The sequence below is a fragment of the Streptomyces sp. NPDC057486 genome, assembly GCF_042802415.1.
GTDB classification, from domain to species: domain Bacteria; phylum Actinomycetota; class Actinomycetes; order Streptomycetales; family Streptomycetaceae; genus Streptomyces; species Streptomyces yanii.
In genome coordinates, this window is the sequence record NZ_JBHVEE010000023.1 from 79,356 (window position 1) to 96,173 (window position 16,818).

Annotated in this window: 17 protein-coding genes; 14 read left to right on the forward strand and 3 right to left on the reverse strand. The window is 71.2% G+C overall.

The features are described from left to right. Positions 1 to 28 precede the first annotated feature (28 nt). From ACFU6I_RS14050 to ACFU6I_RS14100, 11 genes are read left to right on the forward strand one after another with little or no spacing between them, the layout of a single operon-like run. Positions 29 to 1,513, forward strand: a complete 1,485-nt coding sequence (locus ACFU6I_RS14050) for an aldehyde dehydrogenase (RefSeq protein WP_384365248.1) — start codon at positions 29 to 31, stop codon at positions 1,511 to 1,513. Positions 1,514 to 1,544: 31 nt separating this feature from the next. Then, positions 1,545 to 2,489 carry a VOC family protein gene (locus ACFU6I_RS14055; protein ID WP_384365251.1) on the forward strand — a complete coding sequence of 315 codons (945 nt, stop codon included), beginning with the start codon at positions 1,545 to 1,547 and terminating at the stop codon, positions 2,487 to 2,489. Next, positions 2,486 to 3,283, forward strand: coding sequence for an aspartate dehydrogenase domain-containing protein (locus ACFU6I_RS14060; RefSeq protein ID WP_384365254.1), 798 nt, complete (start codon positions 2,486 to 2,488; stop codon positions 3,281 to 3,283). The genes ACFU6I_RS14055 and ACFU6I_RS14060 overlap by 4 nt, the downstream gene beginning before the upstream one ends. Further along, positions 3,280 to 4,068, forward strand: a complete 789-nt coding sequence (locus ACFU6I_RS14065) for an alpha/beta fold hydrolase (protein WP_384365257.1) — start codon at positions 3,280 to 3,282, stop codon at positions 4,066 to 4,068. The genes ACFU6I_RS14060 and ACFU6I_RS14065 overlap by 4 nt, the downstream gene beginning before the upstream one ends. A 12-nt stretch (positions 4,069 to 4,080) precedes the next feature. Then, positions 4,081 to 4,602, forward strand: a complete 522-nt coding sequence (locus tag ACFU6I_RS14070) for a cupin domain-containing protein (protein WP_376665990.1) — start codon at positions 4,081 to 4,083, stop codon at positions 4,600 to 4,602. After that, entirely contained in the window at positions 4,595 to 5,350 is a 756-nt protein-coding gene (locus tag ACFU6I_RS14075) for an SDR family oxidoreductase (protein WP_384365260.1), read from the forward strand. Before ACFU6I_RS14070 ends, ACFU6I_RS14075 begins: the two co-directional genes overlap by 8 nt. 19 nt (positions 5,351 to 5,369) lie before the next feature. Next, positions 5,370 to 6,158, forward strand: coding sequence for an SDR family oxidoreductase (locus ACFU6I_RS14080; protein ID WP_384365263.1), 789 nt, complete (start codon positions 5,370 to 5,372; stop codon positions 6,156 to 6,158). Between the two features lie 9 nt (positions 6,159 to 6,167). Continuing rightward, a complete protein-coding gene (locus ACFU6I_RS14085; protein ID WP_384365266.1) occupies positions 6,168 to 7,793 on the forward strand; it encodes a thiamine pyrophosphate-binding protein in 1,626 nt (541 codons plus the stop codon). Between the two features lie 37 nt (positions 7,794 to 7,830). Next, positions 7,831 to 8,766, forward strand: coding sequence for a PDR/VanB family oxidoreductase (locus ACFU6I_RS14090; protein WP_384365269.1), 936 nt, complete (start codon positions 7,831 to 7,833; stop codon positions 8,764 to 8,766). Positions 8,767 to 8,795: 29 nt separating this feature from the next. Further along, a complete protein-coding gene (locus ACFU6I_RS14095) occupies positions 8,796 to 9,020 on the forward strand; it encodes a recombinase-like helix-turn-helix domain-containing protein (RefSeq protein WP_327242639.1) in 225 nt (74 codons plus the stop codon). A gap of 2 nt (positions 9,021 to 9,022) precedes the next feature. Further along, positions 9,023 to 10,039, forward strand: a complete 1,017-nt coding sequence (locus ACFU6I_RS14100) for a Rieske 2Fe-2S domain-containing protein (protein WP_384365271.1) — start codon at positions 9,023 to 9,025, stop codon at positions 10,037 to 10,039. A 100-nt stretch (positions 10,040 to 10,139) separates the two neighbouring features. Here the strand turns inward: ACFU6I_RS14100 and ACFU6I_RS14105 are convergent, their stop codons facing one another. Then, positions 10,140 to 10,754 (reverse strand): hypothetical protein, encoded by a 615-nt coding sequence (locus tag ACFU6I_RS14105; RefSeq protein ID WP_384365274.1) that lies wholly within the window; start codon positions 10,752 to 10,754, stop codon positions 10,140 to 10,142. Between ACFU6I_RS14105 and ACFU6I_RS14110 the strand changes: the two genes are divergently transcribed. Then, entirely contained in the window at positions 10,731 to 11,351 is a 621-nt protein-coding gene (locus ACFU6I_RS14110) for an L-threonylcarbamoyladenylate synthase (protein WP_384365277.1), read from the forward strand. The genes ACFU6I_RS14105 and ACFU6I_RS14110 overlap by 24 nt on opposite strands. Before the next feature lie 129 nt (positions 11,352 to 11,480). Here ACFU6I_RS14110 and ACFU6I_RS14115 read toward each other — a convergent pair whose 3' ends face one another. Next, on the reverse strand, positions 11,481 to 12,926 hold the full coding sequence (locus ACFU6I_RS14115) for a purine-cytosine permease family protein (protein WP_384365280.1): 1,446 nt from the start codon (positions 12,924 to 12,926) through the stop codon (positions 11,481 to 11,483). A 69-nt stretch (positions 12,927 to 12,995) separates the two neighbouring features. Here ACFU6I_RS14115 and ACFU6I_RS14120 point away from each other — a divergent pair, with 69 nt between their 5' ends. Together ACFU6I_RS14120 and ACFU6I_RS14125 are read left to right on the forward strand one after the other, a co-directional pair. Continuing rightward, positions 12,996 to 13,712, forward strand: a complete 717-nt coding sequence (locus ACFU6I_RS14120) for a TetR/AcrR family transcriptional regulator (protein ID WP_384365283.1) — start codon at positions 12,996 to 12,998, stop codon at positions 13,710 to 13,712. A gap of 21 nt (positions 13,713 to 13,733) precedes the next feature. After that, positions 13,734 to 15,356 carry an amidohydrolase gene (locus ACFU6I_RS14125; RefSeq protein WP_384365286.1) on the forward strand — a complete coding sequence of 541 codons (1,623 nt, stop codon included), beginning with the start codon at positions 13,734 to 13,736 and terminating at the stop codon, positions 15,354 to 15,356. Between the two features lie 385 nt (positions 15,357 to 15,741). Here ACFU6I_RS14125 and ACFU6I_RS14130 read toward each other — a convergent pair whose 3' ends face one another. Continuing rightward, positions 15,742 to 16,686, reverse strand: a complete 945-nt coding sequence (locus tag ACFU6I_RS14130; protein WP_384365289.1) for a helix-turn-helix domain-containing protein — start codon at positions 16,684 to 16,686, stop codon at positions 15,742 to 15,744. Between the last annotated feature and the right edge of the window lie 132 nt (positions 16,687 to 16,818).

Genomic DNA, 16,818 nt, shown 5'->3' on the forward strand with positions numbered 1-16,818 from the left:
TTCCGCCGCCTCGCCCGGAGGTTCTCCCGTGCCGCACTTCCCCACCGACATCCTGATCGCGGGCCAGTGGCGACGCGGCGCGGGCGAGCCCGTCGACACCGTCGACCCGGCGACCGGCCGCATCGTCGCCACCGTCCACTCCGCATCGGCGGACGAGGTCGCCGAAGCGGCCGAGGCCGCGGCGAAGGCAGCTGCGGACCCCGCCTGGCGGGACCTGCTCCCCCACGAGCGCGCCCGGCTGCTGCACCGGATCGCCGAGCTGACCGAAGAGGCTGCCGACGAGCTCTCGGCCCTGCAGACCGCCGACACCGGCAAGACCCTGACCGAGACCCGGGCCCTCGCGCTCAGCGCGGCAGGCACCTTCCGCTACATGGCGGCCGCCCTGGAGACGGCGGAGGACTCCGTCACCCCGTCCCGCGGTCCGTACGTCACGATGAGCGTGTACGAACCGATCGGCGTCGTCGGCGCGATCAACCCCTGGAACTCCCCCGTCGCCAGCGACGCACAGAAGATCGCCCCCGCGCTCGCGGCCGGGAACGCGGTCCTTCTCAAGCCCGCGGCCTGGACCCCCCTGGTCTCCCTCGCCCTCGGCCGTCTGATCACCCGGGCGCTCGACGAGTTCGGGCTGCCCACAGCCCTGCTGTCGGTGCTGCCCGGCAGCGGCCGGGTGGTCGGGGACGCCCTCGTACGCCATCCCCTCGTCGCCCGCATCGGATTCACCGGCGGCACGGAGACCGGGCGGTCCATCGCCGCGGCCGCGGCGGAGAAGCTCGTCCCCGCCTCGCTGGAGCTGGGCGGCAAGTCGCCGACGATCGTGCGCGCCGACGCGGACGTCGAACAGGCCCTGGCAGGCGTGCTGTTCGGGATCTTCTCGTCCAGCGGCCAGTCCTGCATCGCCGGTTCCCGGCTCTTCGTGGCCCGTGAGATCTACGACTCCTTCGTCGGTGAACTCATCGAGCGTGTCCGCAAGTTGCGCGTCGGCCCCGGCACCGAACCGAGCACCCAGGTCGGCCCGCTCGTGCACCACCGCCACCGCGACTCCGTCGCCGCCTATGTGGACCTCGCCCGCTCCGAGGGCGCGCGGGTGCTGTGCGGCGGGTCCGCACCCGAGGGCGAGCGGTACCAGGACGGCGCGTACTACCTGCCGACCGTCCTCGACGGGCTGCCGAACACCTCCCGCACCTGCCAGGAGGAGATCTTCGGACCCGTGCTGGTCGCCCTGCCCTACGACGACGAGGACGATCTGGTCCGCCAGGCCAATGACTCGGTCTACGGGCTGGCCTGCGGCATCTGGACCCGCGACCTGCGGGCCGCGTGGCGGATCGCCCGCCGTATCGAGGCCGGCACCGTCTGGATCAACACGTACAAGCAGTTCAGCGCCTCCACCCCGTTCAGCGGATGGAAGGACAGTGGCCTCGGTACGGAGAAGGGCCGCGACGCCATCCGCGCCTACCAGCGCCAGAAGTCCCTGTACTGGGGCACCTCGGACCTCCCGCTCCCCTGGGCCAACTGACCCGGCACGCCTGCCCGTCTTGGAGAGACTCATGCACCAACCACCGCCCGGTCCGATCGCCCGGCTCCGATCGCTGCGCTACGTCGAGCTGCACACGCCGGCCTTCACCGAGGCCGCCGACTTCTACGAGGAGGTCTGGGGCCTTCGGACCGTCGAGTCCGACACAGGCGCCCGCTGGCTGCGCGGCACGGGAGACGAGCACCACGTGCTCCACCTGACCGAGCGGGAGCGGGTCGGTCTCGGCCGGATCGCGTTCGCCGTCGCGACCCCCGCCGAGGTCGACGAGGCCGCCCGGCGCCTCGAAGCACGCTCCATCGTTCCCGTCTTCGGGCCCGGCCCGCTGGAACAGGCCGGCGGGGGCTACGGGTTGCGGTTCACCGACCCCGAGGGGCGCCTCATCGAGATCAGCGCCCAGGTCGAGGCGGTCGTCCCGTGCGGCCGGGACGGCGCCGTGCCCGTCGGGGTCACGCACGCCGTGCTCAACACCACCGACATCGACGCCGCCGTCGCCTTCTACTGCGACGTGCTCGGTCTGCGTGTCTCCGACTGGTCCGAGCACCAGATGGCGTTCCTGCGCTGCAACGCCGACCACCACTGCATCGCCTTCAACCAGGCCGAGTGGACCTCGCTCAACCATGTGGCGTACGAGATGACCTCGGTCGACCACTTCATGCGGGGCCTCGGCCGGCTGCGCCACCACGGCATCACCCCCCAGTGGGGTCCCGGCCGGCACGGTCCCGGGAACAACACCTTCTCCTACTTCACCGACCCGTCGGGGCTGGTCTGCGAGTACACCTCCGAGGTCGCCCAGATCGTCGAGGACGCCTGGATCGCCCGGGTGTGGCGGCGGGTGCCCGACCTGTCCGACCTGTGGGGCACGGCCGGTCCGCCGTCGAAGGAGATCCGCTGTCACATGGCGGGCTCGCCGGACCCCGGCCCGCTCGCACCCGTCGACGCCCAGGAGGCAACCGCATGAGCACCGTACGCAAGGTCGGCGTGGTCGGCTGGGGTGCGATCGGCCGGGTCGTCGGCACCGCCCTCGCCGAGGGACAGGTGGGCGGCGCCGAGCTGGTGTGCGTCGTCGACAACCGTCCCCTCGGTGAAGCCGCGCCCGCGCGTCAGGTCACCTTCGAGGAGGCCCTGGAACTCTGCGACCTGATCGTCGAGGCCGCGGGCCAGGGCGTCGTGCGGGATTGGGGAGAGCGGGTGCTGGCCTCCGGCACCGATCTGCTGATCGCCTCCAGCGGGGCGCTGACCGACGACGAGCTGGCGAAGCGGCTGCTCGCGGCGGGGCCGGGCCGGGTGTACTTCACGGGCGGCGCCGTCGGCGGTCTCGACCTCCTCCAGGCGGCACGCTCGCTCGGCCCGCTGGACGAGGTGCGCCTGACCACCACCAAGCTGCCGTCGACCCTCGAACAGCCTTGGATGAATGAGGAGTTGCTGACCCGGATGCGGACTGCAACCGGACCGGTCGAGATCATGTCCGGCACCGCCCGCGAGGTTCCGGTGAAGTTCCCCAAGTCGACGAACGTGGCCGCGTCGGTCGCGCTGGCCGTCGGCGACCTGGACGCTGTGCGGGTCCGGGTCGTCGCCGACCCGGCGGCGCACCACACCCGGCATGTGATCGAGGCGTCCGGCCCGCACGGTGCGTACCGCTTCGAGGTGGCGCATCTGCCCGACCCGGGCAATCCGGCAACCAGCCAGGTCGTGCCCTACGCGGTGCTGCGCAGCCTCGCGGCGCTCGCCGGACGGTCGGGGCAGATCCTTTGAGCGGCCGCGTCGACGTCCATGTGGAGGAGGCCGGCGACCGAGGTCCACTGCTGCTGTGCCTGCACGGCATCGGCTCGTCGTCGGCCGCGTTCGCCCCGCAGGTCGCCGAACTCTCCTCGTACGTAAGGGTCGTGGCCTGGGACGCCCCGGGCTATGCCAAGTCCCCCGACCCCGAGGAGCCGCTCACCCTCGACGACTTCGCGGACACGGCGGCCGCCCTCATCCGCGAGCGTGCCTCGAACGCGCATGTGCTCGGCGTCTCCTGGGGCGGTGTGATCGCGCTGCGGCTCGCCGCCCGCCACCCGGAGCTCGTCTCCTCGCTGATCGTCGCCGACTCCAGTCCCGGCTCGGGCACGGACGAAGCGAAGGCCGAGGGCATGCGGGCGAGGGCGGGCGAGCTGGCCGAACTCGGTGCGCGCGCCTTCGCCGAGGCGCGCGGACCGCGGCTGCTGTCACCGGGCGCTCCGGACCATCTGGTGCGCCGGGTCGTGCGGACCATGGCGGAATCGGTGCGGCTGCCGGGATACGCGTACGCCGCCGAGTCCATGGCCGCGGCCGATCTGCGCGCCGAACTCCCCTCGATCACCGCGCCCACGCTCGTGCTCTGCGGCGACCAGGACATGGTCACCGGCATCGAGGCGAGCCAGGCCATCGCCGGGGCCATCCACAGAACCGCCTACGTGATCGTCAAGGACGCCGGTCACCTGGCCAACCAGGAGCAGCCCGGGCGATTCAACGCCTGGGTGCTCTCCCACCTCCGCATCACCGCATCCATTCCCGAATAGGAGCTGTTCCCCATGCCTCTGACCACCACCGAGTACGACAACGGCGGCGACCTGTCCGCGTACACCGACTCCCTCATCGCCACCAAGAGCTCCCGCGTGGCGGACTTCGACACCCTCTCCTTCCAGGAGAAGGCCGGCCCGCAGTACCGTCGCGGCCAGATCCGGTACGTCGGTTCCGGCGCCACCGGCAACCACGAGAGCGACAGCCGCATCATCCCGTCCGGCGGCTTCACCTTCTCCAACATGCTGCTGCCGCCCGGCGCCGAGGGCCCGGCCCACACCCACCACGACGTCGAGGAGGCGTTCTTCGTCCTGGAGGGTGAGGTCAAGGTCGGCATCCACCGCGGCCCGGACGAGGCCGAGTACCGCACCCTCGGCTACCGCGACATGATCGTCGTCCCGGCCGGCGTGACTCGGTCGCTCAAGAACGAGGGCGACACCGACGCCCTGTTCTGCGTCGTCATCGGCACGCAGAAGCCGCAGGTGCCGACCTACCCCGAGTACTCGCCGATGCACGGCGTCACCCGTGGCTGACCAGCCTCCGGCCGACGCACGCACCGTCGTCGTCACCGGCGCGGGCCGTGGCCTGGGACTGGCCATGGCCCGCCGGGCGGGCGCCGACGGCTTCCGGGTCGTCGTCGCCGAACTGGAACGGGAGCGGGGCGAGCACGCTGTCGCGGAGCTGCGCGCGGAGGGCGTCGACGCACACTTCGTACGCTGCGACGTCGCCGACCCCGCCTCGGTGGACGCGCTGGCCGACGCCGTGCGCGAGCTGGGCACCCTGTACGGCCTGGTCAACAACGCGGCGCTCGCCAACGGCGTGGGCGGCAAGGAGTTCCAGGACATCGACGTCGAGGTGTGGGACCGGCTGATGACGGTCAACGCGCGCAGCCCGTGGCTGGTGTCGAAGACGCTGTTTCCGCTCTTCACGGGTCCCGGCCGCATCGTCAACATCGCCTCGGACGCGGCACTGTACGGATCTCCGCGCCTTGCCCACTACGTCGCCTCCAAGGGCGCGGTCATCGCACTGACCCGGGCCATGGCCCGCGAGCTCGGCGACCGGGGGATCACCGTGAACGCGGTCGCCCCCGGACTCACCGAATGCGAGGCGACCGAGACCGTGCCCGCCGAGCGGCACGACCTCTACCGCATGAACCGGGCCATCTCCCGGCCGCAGCAGCCCGACGACCTCACGGGGATCGTCTCCTTCCTGCTCGGCGAGGAGTCCCGTTATCTGACCGGCCAGGTGATCGCCGTCAACGGCGGCTTCACCATGAACTGAACTGCAGGAGAAACGAGTTATGGATCTGGGCCTCGCCGACCGCACCATCGTGGTCACCGGCGGCAGCTCGGGCGTCGGCCTGGCCACGGTCCGCGCCCTCCTCGACGAAGGCGCCCGTGTCGCCACCTGCGGCCGCGACGCCGACCGGCTGGCCGAGGTGGCCGCCCGGCTCGGCGCCGGACGTGACCGCCTGCTGACCGGCGTGTGCGACGTACGGGACGCCGATGCGGTGCACGGCTTCGTCCGACGCACCGCCGAGGAGTTCGGCGGCATCGACGGACTCGTCAACAACGCGGGACAGTCCCGGATGAAGGGTCTCGACGACTCCACCGCCGAGGACTGGCGCGACGAGCTGGAGCTGAAGTTCGCCGGGGTGCTGAACCCACTGCAGGCGGCTCGGCCGTATCTCGCCGCCTCCGGCGCGGCGAGCATCGTCAACATCAACGCGGTGCTCGCCAAGCAGCCGGAGACCCGGCTGATCACGACGAGCGCCGCCCGCGCCGGCATCCTCAATCTCTCCAAGTCCCTGTCGGCCGAACTGGCCGGCGACGGCATCCGGGTCAATTCCGTCTGTCTGGGACTCATCGACACCGGCCAGTGGACCCGACGCCACGCGGCCGCGGACTCCGGCATGACCTACGAGGACTGGCAGGCGGAACTGGCCGCCGACCGGGGTATCGCGCTCGGCCGCCTCGGCCGGGCCGAGGAAGTCGCGTACGCGGTCGTCGCCCTGCTCTCACCCCTCGCCTCGTACATCACCGGCACCAGCATCGACGTCTGCGGCGGAGTCGGCCGCTCCATCCTCTGAGGAGACACCATGCGTTACGACAACGGAGGCGATCTCCTCGTCGCCGTCCTCCGCGAACTCGGCATCGACACCGTCTTCGGCATCGTCAGCGTGCACAACCTGCCGCTCGTCGAGGCCGTCGATCGCGAACTGCGGTTCGTCCCCGTCCGGCACGAGGCGTCCGCCGTGAACGCCGCCGACGCCTACGGGCGGGCCCGCGGCACCCTCGGCTGCGCACTGACCTCGACCGGCACGGGGGCGGGCAACGCAGCCGGATCACTGATCGAGTCCCTGAGCGCGGGCAGCTCCGTGCTGCACATCACCGGCCAGGTGGAGAGCGAATTCCTGGGCAGCGGCCGGGGCTTCATCCACGAGACCAAGGACCAGCTCGGCATGCTGACCGCCGTCTCGGCGTACGCGGCGAGTGTGCCGGACGCGGAGCAGGCGGGCCGGATCCTGCGCGAGGCGGCCCACGCCACGCTGACCGCGCCGGGCGGTCCGGCGAGCGTGGAATGGCCGATCGACCTCCAGTACGCGACGCAGACCGACGAACCCGCCGAGCTCCCCGCGCCCGCCGTCCCCGCTCCAGCGGCGAGTGAACTGGCGGCCGCCGGAGCCCTCCTGGCCTCGGCGCGCCGTCCGCTGATCTGGGCCGGTGGCGGCGCCGTCACCGCCCGCGGCGAACTGGCCCGGCTGCTGGAGGCGACCGGAGCAGGACTGCTCACCTCGAACTCCGGGCGCGGAGCAGTGCCCGAGGACCACGAGCAGGTCATCGGCAACTTCGCCACCACCCCCGCGGGGCGTGCACTGCTCGCCGACGCGGACGTACTGCTCACGATCGGCACGCACTTCCGCTCGAACGAGACCGCCGACTACACGCTGAAGCTCCCCGGAGCGCACATCCAGGTGGACATCGACGAGGCCGCGCTCGGCCGCGTGTACCCGGCCGCCCACGCCCTGCACGGCGATGCGGCCGCCACCCTGAGCGGTCTGCTGCCGCACGCCCGGCCCGCAGAGTCCGGCTGGGCGGACCGCGTCATCGCCGTACGCACCGAGGTGCGGGTGACCCTGCACGACAGCATCGGCCCACAGGCCGCGATCTGCGACGCGATCCGCGCCGCGCTTCCCCGCGAGGCGGTCGTGGCGCGCGACGTCACCATCCCGTCCAGCAGTTGGGGCAACCGACTGCTGGAGATGTACGACCCGTGCGACAACGTCTTCCCGCGCGGCGGAGGCATCGGGCAGGGGCTCGGCATGGGCATCGGCGCCGCGCTCGCCCGGCCCGACACGCCCACCGTCGTGATCGCCGGCGACGGCGGACTCGCCGTCCACCTCGGCGAACTCCTCACCCTCGCCCAGGAGCGGCCCCGCCTGACCTTGATCGTCTTCAACGACGGCGGCTACGGCGTACTGCGCAACATGCAGGACCGCTACGGCGAGCGCCGGTCCGGGGTGGACCTGGTCACCCCCGACTTCGAGTTGCTGGCACGCGCCTGTGGGCTGCCGTATCTGCGGATCGCCGCCGAGGAGCACGCCGGACCGGTGCTCGACGAGGCCGTCGCCTCGGGCGGACCGACCCTCGTCGAGGTCGATCTGACGGCACTGGGCCCGATGAAGAACCCGTTCACCCCACCCGTGAGGATCCCGGGCCAGTAGCCCGGCCCCCGTACTGCCGGTAAGGAGGCAACAGGCCATGAGCGAGAACTCGCTGCAGCTGATCGTCCGTCGTATGACGTGGGAGGCCGAAGGCGTACTGTCCGTCGAACTGACCCACCCCGACGGCAAACCCCTGCCCGCCTGGACGCCCGGCGCGCACCTCGATGTCCGTGTCGGCGGCCAGGTGCGCCAGTACAGCCTGTGCGGCGACCCGCGCACACCGGACGTCTACCGCATCGGTGTGCTCAACGAACCCGCCTCGCGCGGCGGTTCGCGATACGTGCACACACAGCTGCGTCCCGGACAGCCGGTCACGGTCTCCGAACCGCGCAACCACTTCGCGCTGGAGGAAGCCGACGCCTATGTGTTCGTCGCCGGTGGCATCGGGATCACCCCGCTGCTGGCGATGGCCCGGGAGGCCGCCCGCCGGGGAACCCCGTGGCGGATGGTCTACGGCGGCAGGGGCCGGGCCTCGATGGCGTTCACTTCGGAACTCGCGGCGCTCGGCGGTGACATCGCACTCGTCCCGCAGGACGAGCTGGGCCACATCGACCTCGACGCCGCGCTCGCGGAGCTGCCCGACGGCACACTGGTGTACTCCTGCGGACCCGAACCGCTGCTCACGGCCGTCGAGGAGCGCTGCCCCCAGGACCGACTGCGCCTGGAGCGGTTCGCCGCACCGGTCGTGGATCGCACCGGTGACGACGAGGCGTTCGAGGTCGAGTGCCGCACCTCCGGGGTGACGGTCACGGTCGGCGCGGACACCTCGATCCTCGACGCCGTGGAGAGCGCCGGGCTGAGCGTGCAGAGCTCGTGCCGCGACGGGATCTGCGGGTCCTGCGAGACCCGGGTTCTCGACGGCACCCCCGACCACCGCGACTTCCTGCTCAGCGAGGCCGAACACGCCGCCGGCGCCACGATGATGATCTGCGTCTCGCGGTGTGCCTCCGGCCGACTCGTCCTCGACCTGTGACCCCTTCCCCCGCACTTTCAGGAGACACCGTGACCGACACCTGGCCGTACCTGGACGTCCACCAGTCCCGTACGCACGAGCCGACCCCGTACGAGTACAAGCTCGCCGCGACCCTCGAGGACGTCTTCACCAAGGAGGGCCACGAGCTGACCGACGTGGTCCGCGGGCTCAACGCCCGTCAGGTCCACGCCGCCGACGGCACGCCGTGGACCGAGGAATCCTTCCGCGCCGAGATGAACCGACTGGGAGCCTGACCATGACGCTGTCGTCCTCCGCCACCGCGGACCACATCTACGCCACCGGTCTGCGCAACCAGTGGCACGCCGTCGTCCCCTCGCACTTCGTCGCCCCGGGCGCGATGCGCAAGGTGACCGCGCTCGGGGAGCAGTGGCTGCTGTTCCGCCGCTCCGACGGCACTCTGTCGATGCTCGCGGACCGCTGCCCGCACCGCGGCGCGCCGCTCTCGCTCGGCAAGCACCTCGGTGACCGGGTCGCCTGCTGGTACCACGGCGTAGAGGTCCGGACCGACGGCACGGTCTCCTCCGTCCCCGGACTGCCCGGCTGCAGCCTGGAGGGCAAGAAGTTGGTCGCCTCGCTCCCGGTGCGCGAGGTCGCGGGCGCGATCCTCGCCTACTTCGGTGACGAGGAGCACCCGGAGCCGACCGCGCTGACGCTGCCCGAGCCGCTGACGGACCCCGGGGTCGACGCGTTCCTGTGCTACGCCGAATGGAACGTGCCGTGGCGGTACGCCGTGGAGAACCTGCTCGACCCGATGCACGGTGCGTTTCTGCACCACGAGTCGCACACGATGTTCGACGGGGACACGACAGCCAAGTTCCGCATCCGGGAGACCGGTCGCGGCTACTTCTTCGAGAAGACCGACCAGCGCGGCGTCAACTTCGACTGGGTGGAACTGTGCCGCACCGGCGTGGACTGGGTCGACCTGTCCATCCCGTACCCGCCGTCGGCCGGCCCCGGCGGACCGTTCGGCATCGTGGGCATGGTCTGCCCGGTGGACGAACAGCGCACAGGCGTCTTCTTCTGGCGTTACCGCCGCGTCGAGGACTGGCAGCGCGCGTCCTGGCGATTCCTGTACAAGACCCTGATCGAGAAGCGCCATTGGGAGGTCCTGGAGCAGGACCGCGTGATGCTGGAGGCCATGCCGACCGACGCCGACCAGCGGGAGAACCTGTACCAGCACGACCTGGGCGTGGTCCGGCTGCGCCGGCTGTACCGCGCGGCGGCGGAGGCCCAGTCGTCGGCGGGCGCCTGAACGAAGGACGGTACCGGCAACGACGCGGTGGGGGGCCCGCCGCCGTCGCACATGACGTGCGGTGGCAGGACTGCCACTGCTCCCGGGGACCTGAGCCGGGTCACCCGACGATCCACCGCGCAACGCGGTCGCCGACCCGGGTGAAGCGCCGCATCTCGCCCGTCGGAACCACACCCTCGGGCCCTGGCGGAACGGCCAGGGCCACGAGCCGGAGGACGAGTGCTCTCACCAGCATCTGGAGTCCGCCGGCACCAGGAACAGCAGAATCCACCAACTCCCGTTCCTCGCCGTAGAACAGAAGACCGTCGGCTGACGCCTCACCTCGCGCATGCCGGTTTCGGTCCGGGGCTCCTATGAGGTACGCAGGGCGGTCGCCGTAGCGGTCCGAGCCGCCCAGCCGGCAGGGAGCATCGCCTGCCACGGCGATGCCCGGTCCGCCCAGGACCAGCGGAATGAGGGCGGGCAGGTGATGGATCCCCATGTCGTCGGCCGGGATGATGGTGCCGGCCGCCCTGGTCGTCCGGCGTTGGATGTTGACGGGGCAACACACGGGATTCTCCCGTTCCACCTGGAACACATTGACGGTGTCGCCGTCAACGATGAGCCGACGACCTGCCCGGGTCCCCTCCGCGGGCGCTCCTCCGCGCTCCTGTTCCTCCCCACGGCGGTCCGGATCGAATAAGCTCGAAGAATGGCGAAGTACTTCGACGTGCACCCCGAAAATCCTCAGCGGCGCACCATCAGCACGGTGGCTGACACCATCCGCTCCGGTGCGCTCGTCGCGTACCCGACGGACTCCTGCTACGCCCTGGGATGCCAGCTGGGCAACCGGGACGGCATCAGCCGGATCCGTTCCATCCGGAACCTCGACGATCGTCACCACTTCACCCTCGTGTGCCAGGACTTCTCGCAGCTGGGACAGTTCGTGCACGTCGACAACGACGTGTTCCGTGCGGTCAAGGCGGCCACGCCCGGGAGCTACACCTTCATCCTCCCGGCGACGAAGGAGGTGCCGCGTCAGCTGCTGCACCCGAAGAAGAAGACGGTCGGAGTCCGTATTCCCGACCATGTGGTCACCCAGGCCCTGCTCTCCGAGCTGGGTGAGCCGCTGCTCTCCAGCACCCTGCTCCTGCCCGACGAGGACGAGCCGATGACACAGGGCTGGGAGATCAAGGAGCGGCTCGACCACGAGGTGGACGCGGTGGTCGACTCGGGTGACTGCGGCACCGAACCGACGACGGTCATCGACTTCTCCGAAGGCGAGGCCACGATCGTGCGTCGAGGAGCAGGCGACACCGCCCGGTTCGAATAGACACCAACGGGCTGACCGCGTGCGGGGCATGGGCCCGCACGCCCCGGCCCGGATGCCGACCCCGGGGGCGGTCGGGACCGGGACGTGTCCGGCCGTCCACGTGAGGAATGGACCCCCTCGACCGCCGGCTCATGCCCGCATCTCCGTGCCGGGTGCGGAGCGGGAGCGCCGCATCATGACCGCGTAGACCGCCGACGCCACGGCGATTCCGACGGGCAGAGCGAGGTCGACTCCGTCCAGGGCGCGGGCGAGCGGGCCGGCGTAGACGGTGTTCACGCAGAGGGCCGCCGCTGCAGTGCCTGCCGTGAGCGCGAGGGCGCCCGCCCAGTTGACGCCGGCGGTGAACCAGAACGGGCTGTCGGGGGTCTCGTCGGTCAGCCCGGGGCCGTCATAGCGGTTGCGGCGCAGCAGGATGTCAGTGGCGTAGACGGCCATGCTCGGGCCGAGCAGGACGACGGTCAGCTGGAGGACGTTGCTGACCGTGTCGAGGAAGTTGGACACGAGCAGCGCGTACAGGGTCAGGGCGACACCGACGACCCCGTCGACGATGACGCTGAGGGAGCGGCGGATGCGGACACCCACGGCCTGGAGGGCGAGTCCGGAGCTGTAGGCGGTCATGGCGTTGATGGCGATCGTCCCCAGCACCAGGGCGAGCAGGAAGACGGGGGTGAACCAGGCCGGCAGGATCGTCTCCAGCGCGGTCTGCGGATCGGTCATGTCGACCGCGGTCGCGGCGAACGCGCCCAGCGCGGTGACGACGACACTGGGCAGGAAGCCGCCGAGCGCGGTCCAGCCCACGATCGCCTTCGGGGACGTCTCCCGGGGAAGGTAGCGGGAGAAGTCGGCGCTGTTGGTGTACGAGAGCGGGCCCGAGGCGATGAGCGTGACGCCGCCCGCGAGGGCCGCCCACAGGCTGCCGCCGGTCAGCGGCTCGGCGGGCTCGTAGCCGAAGTCCGCGTGCCCGAGCACGCTGAAGGCCACGACAGCGAACGCCGCGGTGAGGACCACGGTGATCGGGAGGTACAGCTTCATGATCGTGGCGTGGCCGTAGACGCTGATGGCCAGCGTGAGCGTGGCAATACCCACCACGACTGCGGTCTTGACGCCCGTGTTCGGCGTGATGCCGGCCTTCTCGACGAGGGAGAAGGCGGCGAGCGCGGCCGCCGCCAGGTTGAGGGCGATGTAGCAGATGCAGATCACCCAGCCGGTGACCGCGATGTTCACCCGGTTGCCGCGGACGCCGAACATCGCACGCATGATCACTTCGCTCGGTGTCCCCGAGGCCGGGCCCGAGACGGCCAGCAGGCCGACCGGCACCCAGAACAGGTTGCCCACCACGATCACGGCGAGGGCCTGCCACAGGCTCAGGCCCATGAGTATCAGCGCGCCGCCGACCACCAGGCTCAGGTAGTTGACGTTCGGCGCCGCCCAGACGGCGAACAGCTCCCGCGCACGACCGTGGCGTTCCCGCTCGGGAATGTGGTCGATGCCGTGGACCTCAATGCGGCGCGCCCGGTCCGAGGACGTCGGTCCGTCGTCAGCGCCTGTGTTCGGGTCGGAAATCGTGGAAGCCATTGAGCCCTCCGAGTGCTGGGCGTACCCACCTGCTTGCTTATTGGTCGCACACTCAATAACATCGCGGGTATGCCGTCAAGCGTCCAGCGCAAACGAATTCGAAAGTCACCGGCGGACCGACGTGCGGAAATCGTCGACGCGGCCGCCACCGTCGCCCTGACAGAAGGGCTGGAGTGCATCACTCTGCGGCGGATCGGCGAAGAGCTCGACGTCCGTCCGGGGCTGATCAGTCACTACTTTCCAGCGGTGGAAGACCTCGTCGGCGAGGCATTCGGCACCGCCGCGAGCGCCGAGATCGACCGCCTCGTCCCTACGGACAGGCCCGACGGGACCCCCCTCCAGCACCTCGCACGCTTCTTCGCTCACGCAACAGGAGAGGCCTACGACGACATCAGCCGGCTCTGGATCAACGCCCGGCACCTGAGCCGCTACCGCCCCGTCCTGCGGGACCGGGTCGGCGCACAGGAGGAGGCCTGGCGCGGACGGCTCGAAGGCCTCATCCGTGAGGGTGTCGCGCGGGGCGAGTTCCGCACGGACGACCCCTATGTGACGACCATTCAGATCCTGGTGGTGATCGACGGGCTCGGTGCCCACGCGAACACCGACACCAGCAACCGTCCGCCCGCGGTGATGCGCATGGCCGTCGCCGTCGCGGAACGCGAACTCGGCCTGCCGAGCGGCATGCTCACCCGCCTCGCCGGCGAACTCGGTACGGGCCCCGTGGGCGCGCCCGCGGCGGCCGACGAAGACCTTCCAGCTGCCGGGCAACCGGCCAACCCGACCTGACCAGCCCTTCAAGGAGCCCCAGTGCGCACCCGTCTCGTCCTGCTCTCAGCCCGGCTGCTCGACCCGGTCACCGGCGAACTGCTGCCGGACACCGCCCTGGCCGTGTCCGGAGGGCGTATCGCCGCCCTCGGTGACGACCGGCGGATACGTTCGCTGGCAGACTCCTCGACCACGGTGATCGACCTGAAAGGGGCCGTGGTGACTCCCGGCCTGGTCGACGGGCATCTTCACCCGGTCTCCGGGGCCGAACTGACCCAGGGACTGGACCTGTCGGGCTGCACCGGCCTGGAGGAGGTGCGCGAAGCACTGGCCCGTGAGGTCCGGACACTCGCGCCCGGAGCCTGGCTGCACGGGTGGGGCCTGGACCCGAACGTCTTCGGGGACCGGCCCATCGAGGCTGCCGCCCTCGCCCCCGTACTGGACGACGTTCCGGCCCTCCTCCAGCTCTTCGATGCCCATTCCATGCTGGCCAGCCCCCGCGCGCTCGAACTCGCCGGCGTCGACGGGCCGCGCAGGTTCGATCAGGCCGCCGAGGTCGTCTGCGACGAGGCGGGCCGGCCGACGGGCCTGCTGCTCGAGGACGCCGCCTGCGAACTCGTGGAGCGCGCGGCCCCCCAGCCCACGCACGCGGAGCGCCGGGCCCGCCTCGCCGCCGCGCTGCGGAGCATGGCCGCCGCCGGTCTCACCGGCGGTCACGCCATGGACGCCAACGGCGACAGCCTCGCGCTCTACTCCGACCTCGACGCGGCCGGCGAGCTGCCGCTGCGGCTGCGGGTCGCGCCCTGGTGCCAGCCCGGTACCGACGCCGACGCGTTGCGCGCCCTCATCGAGGAGCAGGGCACCGGGGGCGGGCTCTGGCGCACCGAGGGTGTCAAGCTCTTCATGGACGGCACCATCGACAACGGCACCGCCTGGCTGGAACGCCCCGACTGCCACGACGAGTCCACGCACGCCTTCTGGCCCGACCCCGATGCCTACACCCGCATCGTCGGCGAGCTACACCGGGCCGGGGTCCCCACCGCGACCCACGCCATCGGTGACGCGGCCGTCCGGCACGTCCTCGACTCCGTCGACAAGGCCCTGGCCGCGGGCGATCGCGTGGTCAGGCACCGGATCGAGCACATCGAGACCGTGCCCGACGACACCCTGCGCCGCTTCGCCGAGCTCGGCGTCGTGGCCTCCATGCAGCCCACCCACTGCTGCGACTTCACCCGGGCCGACCACACCGACAACTGGTCCCGCCGCCTCGGCGAGGAGCGCGCCTCCCGCGCCTGGCGCTGTCGCGATCTCTGGGACTCCGGCGCCACCGTCGTCCTCGGCTCCGACTGGCCGATCGCTCCCTATCCCCCGCTGGCCGTCATGGCGGGAGCCCGCCACCGCCGCCCCAGCCGCGATCTCACCCAGCCCCCGCACGGCCCCGATCAGGCACTGACCGCCCTGGAAGCCCTCCAGTCCATGACCATCAACCCCGCCTATGCGGCGGGCGAGGAACACGAGGCCGGCCGGCTCGCCGTCGGCCACCGCTCCGACCTCACGGTCTTCGCGGACAACCCCCTCACCACTCCCGCCACCGATCTGCCCGAACTCCCTGTGGTGCTCACCGTCCTCGACGGCCGCCCCACCCATCGCAGCCCGAGCCTCTGACCGTTCATGTCGGTCGACCGAAACGCATACGGCGGTTCGGGAGGCCGGGTCCTCGGGCCGGACGACGCGGCACGGTCGGTGCCCGCCCCCGCCGTCCCCATTGCCCCGGCCGCGAGGGCCTGCCCGGCCGGCAGCAGTACGAGCGACAGTTTGGCTGCCGGCAGCCCGGACCTTCGCCCCGCTGATGCCCTGGTCATGGATGTCCCTCCTCCGCGCACCCGGTGAGTGGATGGTTCCGGGTGCTGCGAGGATGTTCCGTGGCAGCAACTCGCCTGTCTCCGCTCGACGTCGACGGCGACCTGCCGTGGCGGAGACTCGTCAGCGACGGACGCGGAACACGGACTCGCCTTAAGGCCTCCCCCACTCCCTGTCGTGGGGGAGGCCGTTACGCCCAGCCGTGGTGGCGGGCGTACCAGCCGAGCTGGATGCGGGTGGTCGCCCCGGCCTGGACCATCAGCCCCTGGATGCGCCGCTGCACGGTGCGCGCCGACATGTCCACCTGGGCGGCCACCGCATGGTCGGTGAGACCGGCGAGCAGAAGGCGCAGTATGCGGGTGTCCATGGCATCGATCCCGTGGTGCGGTTCGCCGTAGGGACGGGCCCGTTCCCACACGGCGTCGAAGAGTGCCTGGGCAACGTTGGCGAGTCCGCCGCGCAGGACGAGGCTGGGGTCGACCTCGCTGCCGGAGCCACGCAGCGGGAGCATCGCCGTCTCGCCGTCGCAGACGATGAGCTTGAGCGGTACCCCGTCGACCGTCCGGATCCGCATGCCCCGGGCGAGCGACTCGTCCACGTTGTCGGCCGCGCTCGGTTCGCCCAGGAACGACTGGTCGATGACGGCACGCACGTGCAGGCCGCGCGACAGCACGGTCGGCTCCTCGGTGTTCTCCGGGCCGACCACCTGGATGTCGCCGGTGACGAACGTGTCGATGGCGTGCCGGGAGGAGAGCTGGAGCTGGAGGTACCGCTGACGCACGGCATCGCGCCCCTCGACGACCTCCACGAGATCGCGCTGCGCGCGTCCCATGGACCCGGTCCGGTAGGTCTCGACCAGCTCGGCGAGCGCGAGTTCCGCACGATGGAGGCGGATGCGGCGATCGGTCAGTTCCGTGCCGAGCGCGACCGATGGCGGCGCGGCGACATAATGGCCGCTTCCGGGACGCCTGTTGACCAGAGCGCGAGCGGCGAGCGAGTTCAATGCGTCCACGGCTTCCGCGTCGGGGACGGCCGCCGCCGCGGCCACCTCGGCGACCGAGGCCGATGGCCGCTCGATCAGTACCCTGTACACGGACTCCTCGCAGGCGCCGAGCCCGAGATCTTCCAGTGCCAAAGCCACCCTCCGGTCCGTGTGTTCCGCCGGATTCTTGCAGCTCGGCCGGGCGCACCCGACCGCAGGGCTCGGACGGTGCAACCGGAGCCGTCGAACCTCGGCGGCCGGTGGACCTGCCCCGCCGGGCAGGTC

What these genes read in the sequence shown, in the direction of transcription:
- ACFU6I_RS14055 (WP_384365251.1), top strand. Translation starts at nt 1,545, where the DNA reads ATGCACCAACCACCGCCCGGTCCGATCGCCCGGCTCCGATCGCTGCGC.
- ACFU6I_RS14060 (WP_384365254.1), top strand. Translation starts at nt 2,486, where the DNA reads ATGAGCACCGTACGCAAGGTCGGCGTGGTCGGCTGGGGTGCGATCGGC.
- ACFU6I_RS14070 (WP_376665990.1), top strand. Translation starts at nt 4,081, where the DNA reads ATGCCTCTGACCACCACCGAGTACGACAACGGCGGCGACCTGTCCGCG.
- ACFU6I_RS14080 (WP_384365263.1), top strand. Translation starts at nt 5,370, where the DNA reads ATGGATCTGGGCCTCGCCGACCGCACCATCGTGGTCACCGGCGGCAGC.
- ACFU6I_RS14085 (WP_384365266.1), top strand. Translation starts at nt 6,168, where the DNA reads ATGCGTTACGACAACGGAGGCGATCTCCTCGTCGCCGTCCTCCGCGAA.
- ACFU6I_RS14090 (WP_384365269.1), top strand. Translation starts at nt 7,831, where the DNA reads ATGAGCGAGAACTCGCTGCAGCTGATCGTCCGTCGTATGACGTGGGAG.
- ACFU6I_RS14100 (WP_384365271.1), top strand. Translation starts at nt 9,023, where the DNA reads ATGACGCTGTCGTCCTCCGCCACCGCGGACCACATCTACGCCACCGGT.
- ACFU6I_RS14110 (WP_384365277.1), top strand. Translation starts at nt 10,731, where the DNA reads ATGGCGAAGTACTTCGACGTGCACCCCGAAAATCCTCAGCGGCGCACC.
- ACFU6I_RS14115 (WP_384365280.1), bottom strand. Translation starts at nt 12,926, where the DNA reads ATGGCTTCCACGATTTCCGACCCGAACACAGGCGCTGACGACGGACCG.
- ACFU6I_RS14120 (WP_384365283.1), top strand. Translation starts at nt 12,996, where the DNA reads ATGCCGTCAAGCGTCCAGCGCAAACGAATTCGAAAGTCACCGGCGGAC.